Annotated in this window: 21 protein-coding genes; 10 read left to right on the top strand and 11 right to left on the bottom strand. The window is 64.1% G+C overall.

Translation table 11 applies throughout. The features are described 5' to 3' along the window. Positions 1–33: 33 nt before the first annotated feature. From ACFFUC_RS09320 to ACFFUC_RS09310, 3 genes are read right to left on the bottom strand one after another with little or no spacing between them, the layout of a single operon-like run. On the bottom strand, positions 34–855 hold the full coding sequence (locus ACFFUC_RS09320) for an SDR family oxidoreductase (RefSeq protein ID WP_377685622.1): 822 nt from the start codon (positions 853–855) through the stop codon (positions 34–36). Continuing rightward, complete coding sequence (locus tag ACFFUC_RS09315) at positions 852–1,532, bottom strand: isochorismatase family protein (RefSeq protein ID WP_377685620.1); 681 nt, start codon at positions 1,530–1,532, stop codon at positions 852–854. Before ACFFUC_RS09315 ends, ACFFUC_RS09320 begins: the two co-directional genes overlap by 4 nt. 10 nt (positions 1,533–1,542) lie before the next feature. Next, the gene (locus ACFFUC_RS09310; RefSeq protein ID WP_377685618.1) at positions 1,543–2,763 is read right to left on the bottom strand and encodes an isochorismate synthase; all 1,221 of its coding nucleotides are present in this window, start codon (positions 2,761–2,763) and stop codon (positions 1,543–1,545) included. A gap of 635 nt (positions 2,764–3,398) precedes the next feature. On the opposite strand from ACFFUC_RS09310, the gene ACFFUC_RS09305 reads away from it, so the two are divergent. The 9 genes from ACFFUC_RS09305 to ACFFUC_RS09265 all read left to right on the top strand — a co-directional run bounded on the left by ACFFUC_RS09305 (position 3,399) and on the right by ACFFUC_RS09265 (position 11,065). Further along, the gene (locus tag ACFFUC_RS09305; protein ID WP_377685616.1) at positions 3,399–4,232 is read left to right on the top strand and encodes a fumarylacetoacetate hydrolase family protein; all 834 of its coding nucleotides are present in this window, start codon (positions 3,399–3,401) and stop codon (positions 4,230–4,232) included. A gap of 30 nt (positions 4,233–4,262) precedes the next feature. Next, positions 4,263–5,171 carry a VOC family protein gene (locus tag ACFFUC_RS09300; protein WP_377685614.1) on the top strand — a complete coding sequence of 303 codons (909 nt, stop codon included), beginning with the start codon at positions 4,263–4,265 and terminating at the stop codon, positions 5,169–5,171. Continuing rightward, positions 5,164–5,544: a nuclear transport factor 2 family protein gene (locus tag ACFFUC_RS09295; RefSeq protein WP_377685612.1), complete on the top strand. Its 381-nt coding sequence runs from the start codon at positions 5,164–5,166 to the stop codon at positions 5,542–5,544. Before ACFFUC_RS09300 ends, ACFFUC_RS09295 begins: the two co-directional genes overlap by 8 nt. Positions 5,545–5,600: 56 nt before the next feature. Then, on the top strand, positions 5,601–6,692 hold the full coding sequence (locus tag ACFFUC_RS09290) for a C4-dicarboxylate TRAP transporter substrate-binding protein (RefSeq protein WP_377685610.1): 1,092 nt from the start codon (positions 5,601–5,603) through the stop codon (positions 6,690–6,692). 111 nt (positions 6,693–6,803) lie between these two features. Next, entirely contained in the window at positions 6,804–8,753 is a 1,950-nt protein-coding gene (locus ACFFUC_RS09285) for a TRAP transporter large permease subunit (RefSeq protein WP_377685608.1), read from the top strand. Positions 8,754–8,761: 8 nt separating this feature from the next. Further along, on the top strand, positions 8,762–9,343 hold the full coding sequence (locus ACFFUC_RS09280) for a malonic semialdehyde reductase (protein ID WP_377685606.1): 582 nt from the start codon (positions 8,762–8,764) through the stop codon (positions 9,341–9,343). A 22-nt stretch (positions 9,344–9,365) separates the two neighbouring features. After that, positions 9,366–10,064 (top strand): GntR family transcriptional regulator, encoded by a 699-nt coding sequence (locus ACFFUC_RS09275; RefSeq protein WP_377685604.1) that lies wholly within the window; start codon positions 9,366–9,368, stop codon positions 10,062–10,064. Between the two features lie 78 nt (positions 10,065–10,142). After that, positions 10,143–10,523 (top strand): hypothetical protein, encoded by a 381-nt coding sequence (locus ACFFUC_RS09270; RefSeq protein WP_377685602.1) that lies wholly within the window; start codon positions 10,143–10,145, stop codon positions 10,521–10,523. Positions 10,524–10,627: 104 nt separating this feature from the next. Continuing rightward, positions 10,628–11,065, top strand: coding sequence for an alpha/beta hydrolase-fold protein (locus tag ACFFUC_RS09265; RefSeq protein WP_377685600.1), 438 nt, complete (start codon positions 10,628–10,630; stop codon positions 11,063–11,065). A gap of 77 nt (positions 11,066–11,142) precedes the next feature. Here the strand turns inward: ACFFUC_RS09265 and ACFFUC_RS09260 are convergent, their stop codons facing one another. From ACFFUC_RS09260 to ACFFUC_RS09250, 3 genes are read right to left on the bottom strand one after another with little or no spacing between them, the layout of a single operon-like run. Further along, positions 11,143–11,745 carry an Isoquinoline 1-oxidoreductase subunit gene (locus ACFFUC_RS09260; RefSeq protein WP_377685598.1) on the bottom strand — a complete coding sequence of 201 codons (603 nt, stop codon included), beginning with the start codon at positions 11,743–11,745 and terminating at the stop codon, positions 11,143–11,145. Further along, positions 11,742–13,913, bottom strand: a complete 2,172-nt coding sequence (locus ACFFUC_RS09255; protein ID WP_377685596.1) for a xanthine dehydrogenase family protein molybdopterin-binding subunit — start codon at positions 13,911–13,913, stop codon at positions 11,742–11,744. Before ACFFUC_RS09255 ends, ACFFUC_RS09260 begins: the two co-directional genes overlap by 4 nt. Before the next feature lie 3 nt (positions 13,914–13,916). Beyond that, positions 13,917–14,375: a (2Fe-2S)-binding protein gene (locus ACFFUC_RS09250; protein ID WP_377685595.1), complete on the bottom strand. Its 459-nt coding sequence runs from the start codon at positions 14,373–14,375 to the stop codon at positions 13,917–13,919. A 342-nt stretch (positions 14,376–14,717) separates the two neighbouring features. Here ACFFUC_RS09250 and ACFFUC_RS09245 point away from each other — a divergent pair, with 342 nt between their 5' ends. Next, a complete protein-coding gene (locus ACFFUC_RS09245) occupies positions 14,718–15,179 on the top strand; it encodes a nuclear transport factor 2 family protein (RefSeq protein ID WP_377685593.1) in 462 nt (153 codons plus the stop codon). A 103-nt stretch (positions 15,180–15,282) separates the two neighbouring features. On the opposite strand, the gene ACFFUC_RS09240 is transcribed toward ACFFUC_RS09245, so the two are convergent. The 5 genes from ACFFUC_RS09240 to ACFFUC_RS09220 form a co-directional block, all read right to left on the bottom strand. Further along, on the bottom strand, positions 15,283–16,206 hold the full coding sequence (locus ACFFUC_RS09240) for a Hint domain-containing protein (RefSeq protein WP_377685592.1): 924 nt from the start codon (positions 16,204–16,206) through the stop codon (positions 15,283–15,285). Positions 16,207–16,501: 295 nt separating this feature from the next. Beyond that, positions 16,502–19,495 (bottom strand): FAD-binding and (Fe-S)-binding domain-containing protein, encoded by a 2,994-nt coding sequence (locus ACFFUC_RS09235; protein WP_377685590.1) that lies wholly within the window; start codon positions 19,493–19,495, stop codon positions 16,502–16,504. A gap of 372 nt (positions 19,496–19,867) precedes the next feature. Then, complete coding sequence (locus tag ACFFUC_RS09230; RefSeq protein WP_377685588.1) at positions 19,868–20,545, bottom strand: GntR family transcriptional regulator; 678 nt, start codon at positions 20,543–20,545, stop codon at positions 19,868–19,870. A 136-nt stretch (positions 20,546–20,681) separates the two neighbouring features. Beyond that, complete coding sequence (locus ACFFUC_RS09225) at positions 20,682–21,122, bottom strand: GlcG/HbpS family heme-binding protein (protein ID WP_377685587.1); 441 nt, start codon at positions 21,120–21,122, stop codon at positions 20,682–20,684. A 10-nt stretch (positions 21,123–21,132) separates the two neighbouring features. Further along, the coding region (locus tag ACFFUC_RS09220; protein WP_512699889.1) for a type III PLP-dependent enzyme domain-containing protein at positions 21,133–21,615 on the bottom strand (483 nt) is incomplete at its 5' end.

Below are 21,615 nucleotides of genomic sequence, written 5' to 3'. Positions count from 1 at the left end.
AATTCCCGCCCCTTTCATTTCGGGATGCCGCGCTCAGGCCCGCAGGGTCGCGCCGCCATCAACGTAAAGATCGGCCATCGTGACATGGCCCGCCTGCTCCGAGAGCAGGAACAGGATCGCTGCGGTCACATCCTCGGGTCGCGCGAGCTTTCCCAGCGGGATGCCTGTGCGAAAATCCGCAAGATCGCCCGCAACGACCTTGTCGCGCCCTTCGGGGCCCTCCCACATGCCGGTCTGCATCGGCGTCAGGGTCGAACCGGGGGCCACGATATTGCAGCGGATCCCCCATTCCGCCAGTTCGAGGCCAAGGCAGCGCGTCATCATGCTCGCTGCCGCTTTCGAGGCCGCATAGGCCCCCATATTGCGGCGCGGAATGCCCGCCGCATTCGAGCTGACCACGACAATCGCCCCGTTATGGCCCTGCCGGTTCGGCCCGCCCTCGGCCTGCGCGCGCATGGCGCGACCAAAGGCCGAGGCGGTGCGGAAAGCGCCGCCCGCATTGATCGCCATGACGCGGTCCCATTCGGCGGTCGTGCAGTCGAGAAGCGGTGCCATCGCCAGCACGCCTGCGGCATGAACCCCAAGCGAAAGCGGGCCGAAACGCGCTTCGGCCTCGGCGACAAGCTGGTCGGGGTCGTCGCTTGCGACATCGTAAGCGCGCCAGATCACGCGGCTTTCGTCCTGCGGCAGGCCGGCGGTGGATGCAGAGGTGACGGCCGCGGCAATTGCCTCGGCACGGTCGCTGGCGAGAACCCTCGCCCCCGCATCCAGAAGTGCCGCGACTACCGCCTGTCCGATCCCGCCTGCCGCGCCGGTCACCACGGCGGTTCGCCCTTCAAAGCCCGTGAGCCTCATGCGACGGCCCCGCCTGTGACGGCCCCATTGGTCGCGGTCCTCTCTGTTGCAAGGGCCTCGCAGACCGCATCGCAGTTCATCGGCACCCCGCAGGTCGCGGCGATCCAGCCCATTGCCCCGACATGTTCGGCCAAGGTGAAATCGGCCTGCGCGTCCATAACGGGGAAGGGTTCGATCTCGATCTGGAACGCTTCGAGCGCGGTCGCGAGGCAGCCGATATGGGCGTAGACCCCCGTGATCAGCAGCTGGTTGCGCCCGCGTGCGCGCAAGAGCCGTTCGAGGTTGGAGCGCTGGAAGGCGCTATAGCGGTGCTTGACCAGAACATGATCGCCGGGGGCGGGGGCCAGAGCCGGCAGAATGGTTTCATGCTCGGGCAGGGCAGACATGCCCGCGCCCCAGAGATCGGCCTGAAGGCCGCGGTCGGGGCGGAACTGGTTGCCGCGCTGCGCGGTATAGAAAACCGGCACGCCCGCAGCCCGCGCGGCCGTCAAAAGCCGCGCGATATTGGCGACCAAGGGCCGAAGCGGCGCGGCATCCGCGTCGAAGGGGCGCGTGAAATAGGCCTGCATGTCGTGAACCAGCAAGGCCGCACGGTCGGGATCGAGCCGCCATTGCGGGCGGGGCGGGCGGGCGAGGGCGAGGGGCAGCTCGTAGGGAGGGATCTGTGGAAGGGCCATGGTTTTCGTCTCAGGAGGTTTGCAACAATCCCGCGACCGCCATATCGGCGGGCAGGCCGAGCGCGGCGAGCAGCGCTCCGAATTTCGCGCCGGTCTCGGCGGCCTCGGACATCGGCTCCGAGCCGAGGACGATCCCCGCGCCCGCAAAAAGCCGCGCGGTGGTGCCGCAGATATCGGCGCAGCGGATCGCGACATACCAGGCGCCGTCGCCATTGGCCTTGGACCAGCCGACCGCGCCCGCATAAAAGCCGCGCGGGACCGGCTCGAGCTCGGCAATCAGCCGCGCAGAGGCGCTTGGCGGCAGGCCGCAGATCGCGGGTGTCGGATGGAGGATCGAAGCCAGAACCGCCGAAGGGGTCTCGCGGTCGCGCAGCCTGCCTTTGATCTCGGTCCCCAGATGCCACATGCTCGCGGTATGGGTGACCTCGGTCCCGCGCGGCGCGCAAAGCTCGGCGCAATAGGGGGCCAAAGTGTCGAGGATGTAATCGACGACATAAAGGTGTTCGCGCCGGTCTTTCTCGGATTGCGCGAGGGCCTGCGCGACCTGCTTGTCCTCTGCGGCGCTTCCCGCGCGCTTGGCCGAGCCTGCAAGAGGATGCGAGCGGATGGCATCACCGGTCTTTTGCACCAGAAGCTCGGGTGTCGCGCCGACGAGATGGCGCCTGGCATGAGGCCGATCGGCGGGGGCGGGAAGGCGGACGCGGAAGGCGGTGGCCTCGGGGTCTCGGCCGAGCCGTGCGAGCAGGGCCGCGACGGGAATGGTGCGGGGGCTTTCGATCAGCAGGCTGCGGGCGAGGACGATCTTTTTCAGCCCCTCGTTCGCGCCCGCCTTGTCGCCTTGGGCAAGGCAGGCGAGGGCCTCGGTCACCATCGCTGCGTAATCCTCTGCCCAAGGCTGGGGCGCGAGGGCGAATTCGCGCAGGGGCGGCTGCGGGACGGGCTGGGCCACGGTCGGGGCCGCGCGCCCCGATGCGGGGGCATCCCCCGCGCGCGCGCGCCAGAGGCAATCATCGTCGCTTTTGTCGAAAGGCATCGCGCCGCCGATGATTTCGCCCTCTTCGAGGGCAAGCGCCGCGAGGCGCAGGGGCAGGGTGGCGGCCGGCCCGCGCGGTACGGAGAAAACCGGATCTTGCGCCACGACATGCCCCTCGGGGCCGGCGAAGGAGAACAGGCAGTCCGGATTGGAATCCTCAAGATGATCGGAGGGTTTCAGCTCGCTGATGAAGCCCATGGCACATCCTTTCCTGAGTGGGGCGGGAAATTCCGCCGCGATGCTTCGGGAGGTGCTGGCACAAGCTGGCAAATGGGGGGCGGCGCGCATGCGGGTTAATCCGCGCGGGCCCGATGCTTTCTCGAGGTTGCGTGACCGGCGCGTGGGTCGCGCGGAGAAAGCTGCCGTCGAGGTTTCCTGACAGAATAAATCAGGTAAGGCAAGCGGGGATGCGGGAGAGATCGCCACCAGCGCGAAGCGGCCTTTCAATGAGCGGCGATCTGCCAAATGCGGTTGGAAGAAGGAAGGAGAAGCACGGCCGGTGCGCTGCGGCGGCGGCGAGTTTTGACGCGCGCGGCGCTCTGCGTTCAAGGCCCATGTCGGGCGGTGAAAGGGGGGATGCGAATCACTTTATGGCGCTCGGGTCATTCGGGATCCGGCGATGAGGAGCGCTTGGGCTTTTACAACGAGTGAATTGGTGATTTCTTAACCATCTGTAATAAAACACTTCCGCAGAGACGCTGAAGGTCGGGAATCCGGAAATTTTCCAAAATATAGTTATTTTGGAAAATTTATGTTGTTTTGGAAAACATCTCTGGCATCCTGAATTCAGCAACCAGCGCTGCCTTCGCGCAGCATGAGTGGAGGAATATCGGATGCGGTTCAGAAGTTATCGGTCGGGCAAAGGCGCAGGCGTCGCGGTGCAGGACGGGGCGGTTTGGCGCGATCTGGGCGCGGTTAGCCTAATCGATCTTATCGCTGACGGATCGATTAACAATGCGGCAATTGCCGAGGGAAAGCCCGAGATCGACATGGCCGGCGTCACGCTTTTGCCGGTCATCCCGCAGCCGCCGAAATTCATTTGCGTCGGCCTGAACTACGTCGATCACGCCGCCGAAAGCCCCTACAAGGACCTGCCGACCTATCCGGCCTTCTTCCCGCGCTTCAACAGCTCGCTCATCGGCCACGAGGCGCCGCTGATCCGGCCGCGCGCATCGCATGAATTCGACTATGAATGCGAGCTTGCGGTGATCATCGGCAAACCCGCCCGCCATGTCAGCGAAGAGAATGCGCTCGATCACGTTGCGGGCTATGCGATCTTCAACGACGGCTCGCTGCGCAACTACCAGTTCCTGTCGGTGCAATGGACGCCGGGCAAGAACTTCGACGGCACCGGCGCATTCGGCCCCGATCTCGTGACGGCGGACGAACTGCCCGCGGGCGGCTCGGGACTTCAGGTCCAGACCATTCTGAACGGGCAGGTCCTGCAGAACGGCAATACCGCCGACATGATCTTTCCGGTCGCCAAGCTGATCTCGATCGCCAGCGAATTCACCACGCTGGAGACCGGCACCGTGATCGCCACGGGCACGCCCGCCGGTGTCGGCTTTGCCCGCAAACCGCCGATCTTCATGAAAGAGGGCGATGTCTGCGAAATCCACGTCGAGCAACTGGGTGTCCTGCGCAACGAAGTGCGCAACGAGGCCTGATTTTTCCTGAGGCAGAGGGAGGAGGAACCGATGCAAGCACCTTTGGTTTTCAGACTGGGCTATGTCGCCTTGAACGTGACGGATCCCGAGCGCGCCGCCGAGGATACGGCCAATATCGTGGGGGCGCGTGTCTCGGTGCGCGAGAGCGATATCATCATGCTGACCTCGAACCAGCGCCACGCCGAGATGATCCTGTACCGCGCCGGAGAAAACAGCCTGCGCCGCGTCGGTCTTGAGGCGGTTGATGCGGATGCCGTCGACAAGGTGCGCGAGCGCGCCGAGGCGGCGGGGCTGCGCATCATCTCGACCACGCCCTCCTTCCCCTTCATCCGGAAGGCGGTGACCTTTCTGACCAGCGAGGGGCACGCGATCGAGGTCCATACGCCGATGCCGCTCGACCAGCCGCTGCGCTATCACGGCCCGGGCGCGCATCCGCGCTTTCTCGACCATATCAACTTCGCCGCGGTCAATCCGCGCCAGTTCGCCGAGGAAATGCATGCCGCAACCGGCCTTTTGTTGACCGAGCGCACCACGGGCTACGAGATCATGTGGATGCGCGCAGCCGACGGCCGTCACCATGCGGTTGCCGCGGTGAAGGGCAATACCGGCGTGCACCACATCAGCTGGGAATTCGAGAGCATCCGCGGCCTGCAGACCATCGCCGACGGGCTGACCGTCGAAGAACGCGGTCTGGTCTGGGGGCCGGGGCGTCACGGTGCGGGCGACAACCTCTTTCAGTATTACGTCGATTCCGCGGGTTTCCTGATCGAATGCATCGCCGAGATGGAGATCATCCAGGATCTCGACATGCCGCCGCGCGTCTCGGATCCGGGCGAAAACCTGTCCAACTGGCGTGTCGTCAACAAATGGGGCGCGCTGCCTCCGATCGAATGGATCGAACATTTCAACGAATGCTGCCCGCAGAGCTATCATGAGTAAACAAAGCGATATCGAACTGGCCAAAACGCTCGAGGAAGAGCGCCGGATGGCCATGCAGACCGGCGATGCCGATGCGCTCGAACAGATGTTCGACGATGAATTGCACTATACGCATTCCTTCGGAAATGCGGATAGCAAGGCCGATTACATCGCGAAGTTCCGCAAGGGCGGTTTCATCTATCACGAGCTGACCTGCACTGTTGATACGGTGGTGCGCCGCGATGACGTGCTGATCGTGCATGGCGCGATGTGGTCGCGCGCAACCGTGGCGGGGCAGGACCGCATCATCGACAATGCGACCTCGGTCGTCTGGTCCAAAACCGGAGGGAGCTGGCGCCTGCTGGTCTTCGCGCCCACCCCCATCAAACGATAAAAACAAGCGCGCCGGAGGGAGAGCGGCGCGCCAACACCACACAGGGAGGAGAAAGAATGGAAGGGAAACCCGCGCGCGCAAGGTCCGGCAGGCTGCTTCTGGCCGGAACGGCACTGGCGCTTGCACTGACGCTGGCTCTTGGTCCGCGCCCCGCAAAGGCCGAAGAGATCGAGATGGTGATCTCGTCAAGCCACGGCATCCAGATCCCTTGGGTCACGCCATTGTCCAAGGTCATCGTCGAAAGGGCCAATGCGCGCCTCGAGGCGGCGGGATCGGAGAACCGCATCAACTGGACGGAATCCTACGGCGGTGCGCTTTACGGCTATGGCGACACGCTCGAGGCGGTGGCCGACGGGGTCAGCGATTCCGGTTGGGTCGGCTCGATGTGGGAAGAGAGCAAGATGCCCTACCACTCGATCACCTTCTATACACCTTTCACCACCGACAATCCGCGCCTTCAGGCCGAGATTTTCAACCAGCTCCACGAGACGATCGCCGCGCTTCCGGCCGAATGGGAAGACAACAACACCGTCTTTCTCGGCGCCACCGTGGCCGATACCTACCATCTCTACACCAAATTCCCCGTGACTTCGCTCGAAGACCTCAAGGGCCGCAAGATCCTTGCACCCGGTCCTTCGGCGACATGGATGGCTGCGGCGGGTGCGGTGCCGGTCAACGGCGCGCTGCCGACCTATTACAACCAGATCGAGACCGGCGTCGCTGATGGCGTGCTCTCGATCGTGACCGGCGCCCATCCCCTCAAAATCCAGGAGGTTGCGCCCCATGTCACGCTGGTCGGGCTCGGCTCGAACCTGATCGGGGGCTTTGCGGTCAACAAGGATGTCTGGGACGGTCTGCCCGAGGATGTCCAACAGGTCCTGCGCGAGCTTGGCCGCGAATATAGCGTCATGAACGCCGATATCCTCGAAGAGCGCTACAATGCGAGCATCGCCGAGCTCGAGGCCGATCCCGCCGTCACCCTGACGACGCTGAGCGAGCAGGAGCGCCAGAAATGGAGCGCGGCCATGCCCGATCTCGCAGGGCAATGGGCGGCCAAACTGCCCGAGGGCAAAGCGGTCCTCGACGCCTATATGGCAGCGGCCAAAGCGGCGGGGGCAACCCCCTTGCGCGAGTGGTCGGCCGACTAGGCGACACGCGTCAGGGCCGACCTTTCGAGCCGACCTTCAAGCCAAGACTTTCCTTGAACCCCATTCGCCCGTCGCTCCGCGCAGGAGGACGGGCCCAGGAGGAAACCGCCCGTGCAACCGCAATCCGCCGGCCCCCTTCCGGATGAAACCGCCCTGTCTCGCGGCTTTGGCCATGTCGCGGCCCTGCTGTCGGCGATCGGCACGGTCTGGATTTTCGTCCTCATGCTGCTGATCTGCGCCGATGTGCTTGGTCTCGCGCTGTTCTCGCGCCCGCTTTACGGCGTGGTCGAGCTCACCGAGCAAACCATCGTCCCGATCGTCTTTTTGCAGCTTGCCCATGCCTTGCGCCGGAACCGCCTGACGCGGGCCGATTTCCTTTTTGCGCCGCTCCTGCGCCACAAGCCCTTCATCGCGGGGGTGCTCGATGTCTTGTTCCTGAGCGTCGGCATGGTGATCTTCGCGGTGCTTGCCAACAGCATCTTCAAGGAATTCCTTCAGGCGTGGAAAAGCGCGGACTTCTTCGGAACGCCGGGGATCTTCACCGCGCCGACCTGGCCCTTCAAGTTGATGACGGCGATCGGGGCAGGGGCGATGACCGTCGAATTCGCGCTGAACGCCTATGAGACCCTGCGCAAACTGCCGAGCCAGCGGGTCGGCGTCACCAGCCGAGATCTGACATGGCTCGCCCTCGGACTGGCCGCCTTTTTCGCGCTGACCGCCGTGGTCGTCTGGGGCGACTGGAGCCGGATCGCGCTCGGCGTCTGGGCGGTGGTCTTCCTGCTGGTGCTTCTGATGGCGGGGATGCATGTGCCGGTGGTGCTCTGCGTCGTCGGCGTCGTCGCGATCTGGCTGCTGCGCGACAATCCCAATGTGGCGTGGAATTCGCTCAAATCCTCGGCGACAGGGACGATCGACAAATTCGAATTCGGCGTCATCCCGCTTTTCGTTCTGATGGGCCTTTTCACCGATATCTCCGACATCGGGCGGGACGCCTACCGTGTGGCGGCGTGGTGGACGCGCAAGATCCTCGGGGGGCTGGGGATTGCAACCGTTGTCGCCAACGCGATTTTCGCGGCGGTGACGGGGATCTCGATTGCCTCCTCGGCGATCTTCTCCCGCGTCGCGGTGCCGCAGATGATCAGCCACGGCTATAGCGCGCGTTTCGCGGCCGGTACGGTTGCGGGCTCGTCGGTGCTGGGGATGCTCCTGCCTCCGAGCCTTCTGCTCATCATCTTCGGCTTCGTGACCGACACCTCGGTGGGCGACCTCTTTCTGGCGGCGATCGTGCCGGGGTTGCTGCTGACGGTGCTGTTTTGCGCGGCGATCCTGCTGCTGGCCTGGCTGCGCCCAGATTTCGTCGGAAACAGCGGAGACGTCGGCGATCTCGAACCCGAGACCCTGCTGAGCTCGGCCAGACGCCTTTTGCCGATCGTCGTGCTGGTCACCGTGGTTCTGGGCGGTATCTACATGGGCTGGTTCACTCCGACACAGGCGGGGGCGATCGGGGCCTTCGCGACCATGATCATCACCGTTATCCGCCGAAAACTGACCCGCGCAAACCTGTGGGGCGTGTTGCAGGAGACCGGCCAGATCACCGTTTCGGTGCTCAGCCTGATCATCGGGGCCGCGGTCTTTACCAAGGCGCTGGTGATGTCGACGGTGCCCAATGCGATGGTGCAATACGCCATCACCTCGGGTTTCGGCTTCTGGGGGGTGATCGCGCTCTTTTTGCTGGCGGTGATCGTGATGGGGATGTTCCTCGACTCGACCTCGATCATCGTGATTGCCGTGCCGATCGTGCTGCCGCTCGTCGTGGCCTTGGGAACCGACATCATCGGGCCCGATGTCGTCATCTGGTTCGGTCTGATCACCATCATCGCGGTCGAGATGGGTCTTTTGACACCTCCCTTCGGGATCAGCGTCTTCGTCGTCAAAAACACCATCGGCGATGTCTGCAGCTTGCAGGATGTCTTTGCCGGAGCCTTCCCCTATGTGCTGGCGATGGCGGTTCTGGTGGGGCTGTGCATGCTCTTCCCCGCTCTGGTCACCTTTGTTCTGTGAGGTAGGAAATGGACAGCACCATGTTCGAGACGGCCTTTACCGAGGCGCGCAGCTTTAACACCTGGCAGGACCGTCCGGTCGAAGAGGCCCAGCTGCGCGCGCTTTACGACCTGATGCGCTGGGGGCCGACCAGCACCAACTCGAACCCCGGACGTTTCGTCTTTCTGACCACGCCCGAGGCCAAAGAGCGGCTGATCCCGACGCTCGGCGAGATGAACGTGGCCAAGGTTCGGGCCGCTCCCGTCACCGCAATCGTGGCCTGGGACAGGCGCTTTTTCGACAAGATCCCGCAGCTTTTCATCCACCGCCCCGAGATTGCCGCGAATTTCGCCAACAATCCTCCGCTCGCGCAGGAAACGGCTTTTCGCAACTCGGCCCTGCAGGGCGCCTATATGATCATCGCGGCGCGGATGCTCGGCCTCGATTGCGGGCCGCTCTCGGGCTTCAACGCGCAGGCCGTCAACGAGGCCTTCTTTCCCGAGGGGGACTGGGCCGTTAACTTCCTGATCAATCTGGGTTATGGTCAAAGGGAGGATCTGTTCCCGCGACTGCCCAGGCTCGATTTTGGGTCAGCTTGTAAAATCGTCTGATTTGAGAGAGGAAGCGCTGGTCATGGCGTCGGTTCTGGAGAGCAGGGGAAGCGAATTGGACGGCAATATACCCGATCAGGGCCAGACCCGCACGGCCGAGATCCTCGAGACCTTGCGCAACGACATCATCGAGGCGCGTCTCGAACCCGGACGCCGGCTGCGTTTCGACGAGCTGCGCGCGAGCTATGATGTCGGCATTTCGCCTCTGCGCGAGGCCCTGATGCATCTGGCCTCGGAGGGACTGGTCATCGCCGAGCATCGTCGCGGCTACCGTGTGGCCGAGGCTTCGATGGCCGATCTTCAGGAGATCGCGCGCCTGCGCGGCGAATTCGACGCGATCGCGCTGCGCGAGGCGATCGCGCGCGGCGACGAGGAATGGGAGGGGCGTGTGATCGCGGCTTTCCATGCGCTCTCGCGCCGCTCCAAGCTGGACGCCGACGGCGAGATCGACCGCGATTGGGAGAGGGCGCATCTGGCCTTCCACGACAGCCTCGTGAGCGCTTGTCCCATGCCCAAGCTCTTGGCTTTCCGCGATATTCTTGAATTGCAGGCACGACGCTACCGCCGGATCGCGGTCCATTACCTCAAGGCCCCGCGCGACGATCTGGCCGAGCACGAGGCGCTGAAAAACGCCGTCATCGCCCGTGACGCCCAAGCCGCGACCAAGCTGATCGCCGCCCATTACCAGCGCACGATCGACATCATCAGCAGCGGCTGGTAACGGCCGCTTGCCTGCGCCGGAGACGTCCTCAGCCCTATCGGCCCGCGCGTGGCGGAAAAAAACGGCCGGAGAGTGATCATGCCCTTTGCCTTGTCCCGACGCTTGCGCGTCGCGGCCCGCGCGTTTTTCGCCCCCTTGGTCCCCGCCGTCAATGCCGGCGAACCCGCGCCGAGGCCGCCTGTGCGCGGGAGCGAGCCTGCCGAAGTCGTCAACGATCCCCGTGCCTATCATGTCGACATCGGACCGCCCGACGCGCCGTGGCGGGTTTTCGTGGGCCTTCCCGCCATGCCGCCGCCGCCCGAAGGCTACAGCGCGATCATTGCCAGCGACGGCAATGCGACTTTCCCGCTTTTGTGGCATGCCCGCGAAAGGCTTGCCCCTGCGGCACCGCTTGCCGTCATCGGCATCGGCTATCCGGACGGCAGGCGCTTTGATGTGGTGCGGCGCTGTACGACCTGACCTCGCGGCACCGGATCGACCCGAAGCGGCAGGGCATCCCGCCGCGCGGTCCGGGGGATCGCGAGACCGGCGGGCGCGAGGCTTTCGCGCAGGCGATCGAAGGGATGATCCTGCCCGAACTCGCGCGCTGCCTGCCGCTCGCGCGGAATGATCTCACGCTTTACGGCCATTCGCTTGGCGGGCTTTTCACGCTGCATATGCTGTTCACGCGGCCGAAACTGTTCGCCCGCTTCTCTGCTGCCGATCCTTCGCTGTGGTGGAATGACGGCGAGGCGCTGCGCGAGGCCGCCGCCTTCGCGGGAGGGCTTTCGGCCGGTGGTGGTGCGGCGCAGGAAAGGGCATTGCGCCTTCTGGTCGAAAGCTCCGGCGCGCTGCGGCGAGACAGCGGAGCGGGGCTGAACAAGGTGGAGGATTTGCAGGCGGTTCTCGCGCGGTTCGCGGGGGTGGCGCTCGATTCGCGCAGCTATCCCGAGGAAAGCCATATCTCGCTCCTCCCTCCGAGCATTGCCGATACGATCCGCTTCCATCTCGGGCAGCTTTAAGCCGCGCGGGACATGGAAAAAGGGCGCGGAGGTGATCCGCGCCCCGAGGCTTTCCGCCTGCCTTGGCGGATTGGTTCTTACGAAGCGGGGCAGGCCGCGCCGGTGTCGATCCAGGCTTGGGTCAAAGCGGCGAACTCCGCCTGAGAGCCCGGCGGCTGGGTGCGCCCGCCCGCATCCCATGCCCAACCGATCAGGCTGTTGCCGGCGAGTTCGTCGTGGACCTCCTGAAGATCGTGGCCGCCGGTGGCGTTCGGATCTTTGAGGATGGCGCAGATCTCGCCGAGGGATTTGTCGCGCCAGCCGAGGCTGACAGGGGCCATCATCCAGCCGTCGGCGGCACCGGGCATGGTGCCCGCGCCGGTCTGGAAGGGAATGTTTTCCGGACCGTGACAGGCGTTGCAATTCATCCCGACCGCGCCGAAATCACCGTCGCCGCGAATGATCGGCGGGTTATGGGGATGGAGGTCGTTGCCCTGCGTCGCGGCCCCCGTGACGGGGTGGCAGTTCACGCAGCGCGGATGCTCCAGCACTTTGCCCATTTCGGTGAAAATCGCCGCCGAGCGCTCCTGCTCGTTCGTGATGGCCGCAAAATCGGCCGGCGTTTTCAGCACATCGTCCTGCGCATGGGCACCCGAGGCGCCGAGCAGCGCCAAAGCGGCACCAAACATCAGTTTTTTCATGCTTTTTCTCCCAGCGAGAATGGCAACTGATAGCGTTTCTGGCCCGTCAATGCGCGCCAGGCGTTTCCGACGGCGGGCGCGATCGGCGAGACGCCGGGTTCGCCCACGCCGGTCGGATCGGCGGTGCTCGGGATGATCGCGACCTCGACCGCAGGCATCTCCGAGATCCGCAGCAGCGGGTAGTTGTAGAAATTGGCCTGCTCGACCTCGCCGCCCTCCTTGAGCGTGATCTGGCTGTAAAGCGCCGCGCTGAGGCCAAAGCCGATGCTTCCCTCCATCTGCGCGTTGATCACGTCGGGGCTGACCGGCACGCCGCAATCGACGGCGCACCAGACGCGGGTGACGAAGGGATGGCCGTCGCGGTTCTCGACCTCGGCGACTTCGGCGACATAGGTGCCGAAGCTTCTGGCATAGGCGACGCCATAGCCTTTGCCGTCGCGGACCGCGCCGCTCCAGTTCGAGATTTCCTTGACCTTTTCAAGGACGCCCCGCACGCGGGTTTCCTCGGGCTTGAGCAGGTCGATCCGGCCCTGCATCGGATCGGTGCCGCTTTCGGCGAAAAGCTCGTCGAGGAAGCATTCGACCGCATAGCCGGTGTGCGAATGGCCGACCGCGCGCCACCACATGACCGGAACGGTCTTGGGCATGCTCTTCCAGCTGACGCGCCGCGCGCCGAAAGCATAGGGCAGTTCGGCCGATCCCTCGAAGGCACCGCCGTCGATGCCGTCCTTGACCATCCCGCCTTCGAGCGGCGTGCCGGTAAAGAGCGAGGGTGTCGCGACCGAGTTGTCCCAGCCGACGATCTTGCCGTCCGCGTCCAGACCCGCGCGCATCTTGTGCACGGCCATCGGGCGGTAATAGCCGCCTTTGATATCGTCCTCGCGCGTCCACAGCAGCTTGTAGACCCCGTCCTGACCGGCGGCTTTGGCGATCTCGCAGGCCTCGGCGGTGATATGGGACGAACCCGGAGAGCGCCGCCCGAAGGAGCCGCCCGCGAAGAGCACGTTGATATGCACGTCGTCGAGCGGGATGCCCATGACTTCGGCGGCTTTGATGCGGTCGAAGCCGGGGGTCTGGCTGCCGTACCACATCTCGACCTTGTTGTCCTTGAGCTCGATCACCGCATCCAGCGGCTCGAGCGGAGCATGGGCAAGGAAGGGCAGGCGGTATTCGGCCTCGATCACTTTGGCCGCGCCGTCGATCGCGCCGATGTCGCCGTCGGTTTCGACCACGAAACCTTCGGTCGGGGCGGTCGCGGCAGCGGTGGAATATTCCTCGAAGATCTGCTGCGTGCTGCGGGTCTCGGCCTTGGAATCGTCCCATACGACCTTCAGCGCATTGCGGCCCTGAAGTGCGGCGAAGGTGTTGGTCGCATACACCGCCACCCCGAAGGAGATCTGGCGCACCATCACCACGCCCTTGACCGCAAGCGCGGCGCTATCGTCATAGCTGGCGACCGTCGCGCCGAATTTCGGCGGATGGGCGACCACCACGGTCTGCATTCCGTCGCGGTAGACATCCATGGTGAATTCGGCCGAACCGTTGCTTTTCGCCGCGGAATCGAGACGGGGGAGCATGGTGCCGATCAGTTTGAAATCCTTGGGATCCTTGATCGCGGGATCGCTCGGCACCGCCTGTTTTGCCGCCGCATCGGCCAAAGCGCCGAAGCCCGAGCTTTTTCCCGAAGCGGCATGCGCGATCACGCCTTCCTTGACGGTGATCTCCGATGCGGGAACGCCCCATTCCGCAGCAGCTGCGGCCACCAGCATCTCGCGCGCGGTTGCACCGGCCTTGCGCATCTGGATATAGCTATTGCCCAGACCGGTCGAGCCGCCGGTCAGCTGCGTGCCGAGATAGGTATTGGCGTAAAGCTCGTCATTGGCCGGCGCGCCTTCGGCACGCATTTGCGACCACGAGGCTTCGAGCTCCTCGGCGACCAGCGTCGAAAGGCCGGTATAGGAGCCCTGTCCCATCTCGAGATGTTTGATCATTACGGTGACCAGATCGTCGGTACCGATGCGCACGAAGGCGTTCGGGGCAAACGGCGCGGCGCCCGAGCCGGCAGCAGCAACGGTTTGCGCGCGGCCGCGCCCGACCGGCAGGGTCAGCGCAAGTACGAGACCGGCACCGGCGGTCAGGAAACCGCGGCGGGTGGTTGTGGTATCCATCGCTTAACCCTCCAGCGTTTTGGCGGCTTCGTGGATCGCCTTGCGGATGCGGACATAGGTCGCGCAGCGGCAGAGGTTTCCGGCCATGGCATGATCGATGTCTTCATCGGTGGGTTTGGGATTGTCCTGCAAAAGGGCGGCAGCCGACAGGATCTGGCCCGATTGGCACCAGCCGCATTGCGGCACGTCGAGCGCAGTCCAGGCCGCCTGAACCGCTTTGGCTTCGCGGCTTTCGACGCCCTCGATCGTGGTGATGTCGCTGCCTTCGACCATGCTGACCGGCGTCACGCAGGCGCGGCGCGGCATGCCGTCGAGCATGACGGTGCAGGCACCGCATTGCGAGACGCCACAGCCGAATTTGGTGCCGGTCAGGCGCAATTCGTCACGCAGGACCCACAACAGGGGCGTGTCGGGATCGATGTCGAGGTTATAATCTCTTCCGTTAACGGTAAAACTTGCCATGCCTCGTCTCGCTTAACTGGGTGTGCAACTCACACGAAATGTACAAGGTAAGGTATAGATGCTCGCGCGGGAAGCTCAATTGATCAATTACTTTGTTTATTAAGAGTTTTACGGCTTTGTTTGATCCGGTCTCGAAGGTTGGGGAAAGATGGCGAACCTTTCCCTAAGGGCAAGTCGACGGCTGGGCCACCTCGGACGTTTTATTCCTTCGGATTGTACGAAAGCGAATCTTGGCGGGCGCATTAATATCAATTAGTCTGCGCTCATCGAAACGGCGAACGACCTGCGGGACTGCAAGCCGCCCGCGGGCGATCAGCATGGGACAAAGGGAAGCCGAAAGCCATGACCGCAAGCACGACCGAGATCCTCAAGGGTATTCTGGACGATCCGACCAACCTCGAGAACGTCTCCAAATGGGTGACGCCCGATGTCACCTATGTGTCGCTGAACTATTCCAACCCCGACCTGAAGCGGGTGATGCCGTGGTGCGGCACCAGCTATGGTCCCCAGGCGATCGTCCAGACCTTCATCGATGTCGCACGCTTCTGGACGGTCGAGTCGTTTGAAGAGGATGCGACCTTCGGTGACGACAAGAACGCGGCCATGTTCGGCAAATTCGTCTATCGCTCGACGGTCCTTGGAAAACAGGTGACCTCGCCCTTCTCGGCTTTCGCCAAGATCGAGGGCGGCAAATGCGTCTATCTCCAGTTCATGGAGGATACTCTGGCCACGACGGAAAGCTTCCGCAGCGGCGGCAACTGGACGATCCAGAGCGATCCGGACGGCGAAGAGTTCACGCTCTGACCCTTTGAACAATGCGGGCCGCTGCAACACTTTGGGTGCAGCGGCCCGTTTTCGATTTTGTGATGCGTGCCTTGCGGGATAGGGGGCTTGCTGCCCGCGACGCCTAGCTGACCAGATCGCACCGGTTCTGGACATGGCGCACCGTCAGCTTGCGGCCGTCGCGGCCCGAAACCATCGGGCGCGCCGACAGCGCTGCATCCATATTGTCGCGCAATTCGGGAAAAATCGTCAGGATTTCCGTGCGCGCGGCGGGATCGACGGAGTTGAGCGCTTCCGCGCCGGTATAGAGCGATTCCGTCTGCGCGCCGTTCGAATAGATGATCTCGTGGCGGTCGAAGAGGAGCTGGACATAGGTCACCGCCTCGAATTCGGCCGCGATATCGACGCCGGGAAGCTGCAAAAGCTGCTTGGCCGCGACGAGAACCTCGCTGGTGCCGAACAGCCGCGCGGCAATGCGCGAGCGCGCCAGAACGCGGTGCTGGGGCGAAACAAGCAGGTCCTGTTCGGGCAGGTTCCGGCCCAGAACGCCTGCGCGGATGCGGATCGGCCGCAGGGCGGGGTTGGCAACCAGTGTCGCGGCATCGATCTTGCGCATTCCGATCCAGCGTAGCGGCTGGAAACCGTTGTCCAGCGTCAGGACCATCTCCCCGACCGAGAGAGCCTCGACCGCGATCTTCCCGCGATCCGTTCGGATCAAGGAGCCGGCCGCGAAAGAGGGGACGGGCGCATGAGGAGACTGGATGTCGGCGCGTGGCGTCGCGAGGACGTCCAACTCTACCTGACACGACATCTTGCCTTGCGCATCAAAGGCAGTCACGAAACGGCGCGCGCCTTGGGTCGGGGGTGCGTCGATGGTGACGGAAAACCGCCCCAGAGCGTCGGTCACGCCCGAGCCGAGCAATCCGCCGGCTTCATCCCTAATTTCGACCCTGCTTCCGGCATCTGCGGTTCCCGAAACCCTTGCTCCATTGTCTTGGGTTGCGGTGTCGGGCGATACGGTCACGGTCGGCGAGGGGCTTGCAGGCATGGGTGAGGCTTTCGGCGGAAGAAATTGAGTTTAAAATATAATGTCGTTTTGTGCTCTCCGGTTTCGCGACCTGACAGAAAGGATAGGGGCTCTTGCTCTTGAGGCTTTGGATTGTGCGGTGGTCGTCAGGCTCGGCGGCGGGTTGCAGGCCGTTTGATGCCGCGGGCCTTGAGGTGCGGGCAGGCGGACGTGCGCGGAGCAGTCCGGTTTTCAGGGCCGAGATCCGCGCGGTTTCGCCTGCCGCGCCCCGTCTGGGCACCGGCATCGGGGGACGGGCTTATGCCCTTGGCAGGCGTCAGAGCGCTGCCAAGGCCGCTTCGAGCACGCGCGCGACATGGATGGCCTCGCGGCCCGCGCCGTCATGGATCTGGTGGCGGCAGCTGGTGCCGTCGGCGACGATGATGTCGTCGGGGCCGGCTTTGCGGACGGCGGGTAGCAGCGACAGTTCGGCCATTTTCTTCGAGACCTCGATATTCTCGACCGCATAGCCGAAAGCGCCGGACATGCCGCAGCACGAGCTTTCGATCACCCGCAATTCGAGGCCAGGAATGGCGCGCAGGATCGTCTCGACCGGCCCCATCACGGCGAAGGCCTTCTGGTGGCAATGGCCGTGCAGATGTGCCACGCGGCCCTTTTGATCGGCGAAGGGCAGCGTGATGCGCCCCTCTTTCAGATCGGCGGCGAGAAGCTCCTCGAACATCAGCGCCTTGCCCGCGATGAAGCCGGTGCGCTCGGCGGGCAGAAGCGCCAGCATTTCGTCACGAAAGCTCAGGATGCAGGACGGTTCGAGCCCGACCACCCGCGCGCCTTTTTCGACAAAGGGGCGCAATGCATCGAGCGAGCGCAGCGCCTCGGCGCGGGCGTCGTCGGTCTGGCCCGAAGACAGATAGGTGCGCCCGCAGCACATCGGACGCCGCCCCTCGGGCTGGACGCGGTGCAGACGATAGCCCGCCTTCAGCAGGACGCGCTCGGCAGCCTCGAGGTTCTCGCGCTCGAAATAACGGTTGAACGTATCGCCGAAGAGCACGATGTCGCGCCCGTCGCCCCGAACTTCTTCGGGGCGGGCGGGGGCGCGGTTTTCCTGCCAGGGTTTGCGCCATTTCGGCAGGCTGCGTTCGGCCGAGAAGCCCAGCAGCTTTTCAGAGATTTTGGCCGCGAAGGGCAGGCGGTCGCGCAGGTTCAAAAGCGGGGCGACGCTGCTGGCGAGGCGCGCGTAACGCGGCAGATGGGCGATCAGGCGTTCGCGCAGGGGAAGGCCGTGTTTGGCGTAATAGTGATGCTGGAACTCGATCTTCATCCGCGCCATATCGACGCCGGTCGGGCAATCGCGCTTGCAGCCCTTGCAGGACACGCAAAGATCCATCGTCGCCTTCATCTCGGGCGAGGTGAAAGCATCCGGTCCGAGCTGGCCCGAAATCGCGAGCCGCAGCGTATTGGCGCGGCCGCGCGTCACATGCTGCTCGTCGCGCGTCGCGCGGTAGGAGGGGCACATCGTCCCGCCTTCGAGTTTGCGGCAGGTGCCGTTGTTGTTGCACATCTCGACCGCGCCGCCGAAGCCGCCCCAATCGGACCAGTCAAGCGCCGGCGCGGCGGGCAGGGCGGTCTGATAGCCCGGCGCGAAACGCATCAGGGCGCGGTCATCCATCTTGAGCGGGCGCACGATCTTGCCGGGGTTGAGGCGGTTCTCGGGGTCGAACCCGTCCTTCACCGCCTCGAATGCGCGGGTTAGCTTGGCGCCGAAGAGCGGCTCGACAAACTCCGAGCGCGAGATCCCGTCACCATGTTCGCCCGAATAGGAGCCCTTGAAGCGGCGCACCAGATCGGCGGTCTCTTCGGCAATGGCGCGCATTTTGCGCACACCATCGGCCTCTTTCATGTTCAGGATCGGGCGCACATGCAGACAGCCGACCGAGGCATGGGCATACCAGGTCCCCACCGTGCCGTGTTTGGAGAAGACATCGGTCACGGCATCGGTGTAATCGGCCAGATGCTCGAGCGGCACGGCGCAATCCTCGATGAAGGAGATCGGCTTTCCGTCTCCTTTCATCGACATCATGATATTGAGACACGCCTCGCGGACCTCCCAGACCGGCTTTTGGCGCGCGGGTTCGATGACCTCGACCACGGCATCGGGAAAACCGTAATCGCCCATACATTGGTCGAGCCGCTTGAGATCGCGGCGCAGCGCATCAAGATCGTCGCCCGCGAATTCGACCAGCAGCAGGCAGTTGGGTTTGCCGCGCGTGATATCGGCGAGGGTCTTCACAAACAGCGGGATATCGGCGCCGAGGACCAGCACGTTGTTGTCCACGAGTTCGACCGCGACGGGATCGAGGGCAACGATATGTTGGGTCGTCTCCATTGCCGCACGGAAGCTGGGAAAGTGGCAGACGCCCATGACGCGATGCTTGGGCAGAGGCGACAGCTGGAGGGTGATCGCGCTGGACACCGCCAGCGTGCCCTCGGAGCCGACGAGAAGATGCGCGTAATTGGGCTGCTCGGGCAAAAGTTCGTCGAGGTTGTAGCCGCCGACGCGACGCTGGACCTTGGGGAAGATCGTTTCGATCTCGTGGCGGTGGGCGCGGGCCAGATGGGTCAGGCCGCCCATCAGGGCCGCCATGCGCGGGGTCGCGGGATTGGCGCCCGAGAGCGAGAAAGCCTCGCCGTCATGAAAAAGCCCGTCCACCGCCAGCACGTTGTCGACCATCTTGCCAAAGCGTAGCGAGCGCGCGCCCGAAGAGTTGTTGCCCGTCATCCCCCCGATGGTGCAGCGCGATGCGGTCGAGGGCTCGACCGGAAAGAACAGCCCGTCCTTGCGCAGCCGGTCGTTCAGCGTGTTGAGCACCATTCCGGGCTGCACCGTGACCCGACGCGCCTCGGGGTCATACTGGGTGATCGCGTTGAAATGGCGCGAGAGATCGAGAATGAGCCCGCGCCCCAGCGGCTGCCCGTTCTGCGAGGTGCCGCCGCCGCGCACGACCACCGGCACGCCATGCTGGCCCGCGATTTGCAGCGCCGCCGCCAGATCGCGCGCATGTTTGGGATAGGCCACCGCCTTGGGCATGATCTGGTAGATCGAGGCATCGGTGGCATAGCGCCCGCGCGTGAAAGCATCGGTCCTGAGCTCGCCCTCCAGCCCGTTGCGCAAATCGGCCTCGAAAGAGAGGTCGCGGGCATGGGCACGCGCCGCGGGCGGTGCCGAAAGTCCGGTCTGCGATGAGGCGGGCGCGGATGCGGGTGCGGTCTGGGACTGTGCTTTGGTCGTGGCTTTGGCGATGGGCGCGGACATGGCGGGGCTTTCGGGCTAGGGGTCGATTAACTGGAAATGCCGTTACCGCTTGCCGGACACCTTGCGGCGCCGGTGGAGGCTGGGCCGGACAGGGCAAGGGGTGGTTCCACGCTTGTCCCCGCCGGATTCGCATCCGCGGTCAGCAAAGTTAACGCCGTAATAATAATGAATACAATATTAAGTTTGAAAAATCTGAGCGTTGCAGGCCTGTAATCGGCGGCAAACGCAATGTCCCGAAAAGGGTGGGCGCAATAAAAAGCTCCGGCGGGACAAGGGTCCGACCGGAGCTGGGGCGATCGCGCTTACGGCCGTGGCCAGGGGGCTCTGGCGCGTGATTGGTGCATGGCGCGGCAGGCGGTTTGCCTGCGCGGCTCAGGCGCTGCGTTCGAACTGCTGGCTGACGGCGCGCAGCTTGTTCTCCAAATGCGCGCGCAATGTCGCGGCCAGTTTGGCACCATCGCGCGCGCTCAGATGGGTGATGATGTCTTCATGCTCGGCCACCGCCTGCGCCCAACGCGACGGCGTCATGTTCGCGACATAGCGCGCGCGCTGGACCCGCGCCGAAAGCGCGCGGTAATGGGCGGTCAATGTCGCATTCCGAGCGGCGGCGAGCAGGGCCTCGTGGATTTTCTGGTTGACGATGAAGTAGTGCTCGAGGTCGCCGTCCTGATAATGTTTCAGCATGTCCTGATGGAGCGCGGTAATCTCGGCGATTTCGGCATCGGTGACATGGGAGCAGGCGAGCTCTCCGGCCAGCGCCTCGAAAGCGCCCATGACGGGAAAAACCTCGTCGAGATCCTGTTTGGTGATCAGGCTGACGCGCGCGCCGCGATTGGGCTCGAGCACGACCAGCCCTTCGTTGGCGAGGACCTTCAACGCCTCGCGCAGCGGGGTCCGCGACACGCCGTAAGCGTCGCAGAGATCCTTCTCCGGTACCCGAACACCGGGGGGCAGGGTGCCGTGGATGATCAGCTCGCGGAGGGTCTGCGTCAATTCTTCATGCAGAGACTTGCGGCGGAGGTCCTTGGCGTGTTCGGGCAGATAATTCATTCGGTCAATTTCCCAAAGGATCGCGGAAAAGCGATGCAAGTATGGATGTACCGCGGCGATGGCGCAATCCTACCATCCCGCGGTACCCCTGTTCCAGCGGTGTTTTCGGACAGCCGGCGTCTGGTCGCGGGCCGGATCAGCCCGGATCGGCGGTCAGGCCGACGGCTTCGATCGCATGGACGGCGCAGGCTTCGTCATTGTCGGAGCTGTCGCCGGTGATCCCGATCGCGCCGATGATGCGGCCCGCGCTTTTCACCAGAACGCCGCCCGGAACCGGCACGAGGCTGCCGCCCGCAATCGCGTTCATCGCCTGGATGAAATAGGGCTGCGATTGCGCGCGGTCGTAAAGAGCGCGCGAGCCGAGCCCCATGCCGACCGCGCCGCGCGCCTTGCCCTGTGCGATTTCGGGGCGCAACATGCTGGTGCCGTCCTGACGCAGCATTACCTTGAGCTGGCCCGCAGCATCGACCACGGCAATGGTCAGCGGCTTCATGCCCTTGTCCTTGGCATAGGCCAGACAAAGATCGCCCAGCTCGCGCGCCAGATCCAAAGTGATTTCGCTATAGTCTTTCGTCATCTCTCTTCCCTTAATAGGCCCGCCCGCGTGCCGAGACCGGCCAGACGGTTTCGACCTTGCCGTTCCGCACGCCGACATACCAGTCGTGCACGTTGCAGGTCGGGTCGCAATGGCCCGGAACCAGCTTGAGCTTTTCGTTCACTTGCAAAACACCGTTCGGGTCGTCGACCACGCCATGCTCGTCCGAGCATTTGATGTATTTCACATCGTCGCGGCCGTAGATGAAGGGCAGGCCGGAGTCGACCGACTGCGCCTTGAGGCCGGCATCGACCACCGCGAGGTTCGGTTTGGCATGGCTCATGACCGAGGTCAGGATGAAGAGCGCGTTTTCCCATTCGCCCTGGTCGATGCGCTTGCCCTCTTTGTCGTGGATGCGGCCGTAATCGGCATCCATGAACGCATAGGAGCCGCACTGGAGCTCGTTATAGACGCCCGAATTCGATTCGAAGTAATACGAACCCGTGCCGCCGCCCGAGACGAATTCCGGCTTGAG

Origin of the sequence: Paracoccus cavernae (assembly GCF_042430175.1) — a bacterium.
GTDB lineage: Bacteria > Pseudomonadota > Alphaproteobacteria > Rhodobacterales > Rhodobacteraceae > Paracoccus > Paracoccus cavernae.
Note: the sequence above shows the minus strand (reverse complement) of the source record. Positions and strands in the feature narration are given on the sequence as shown.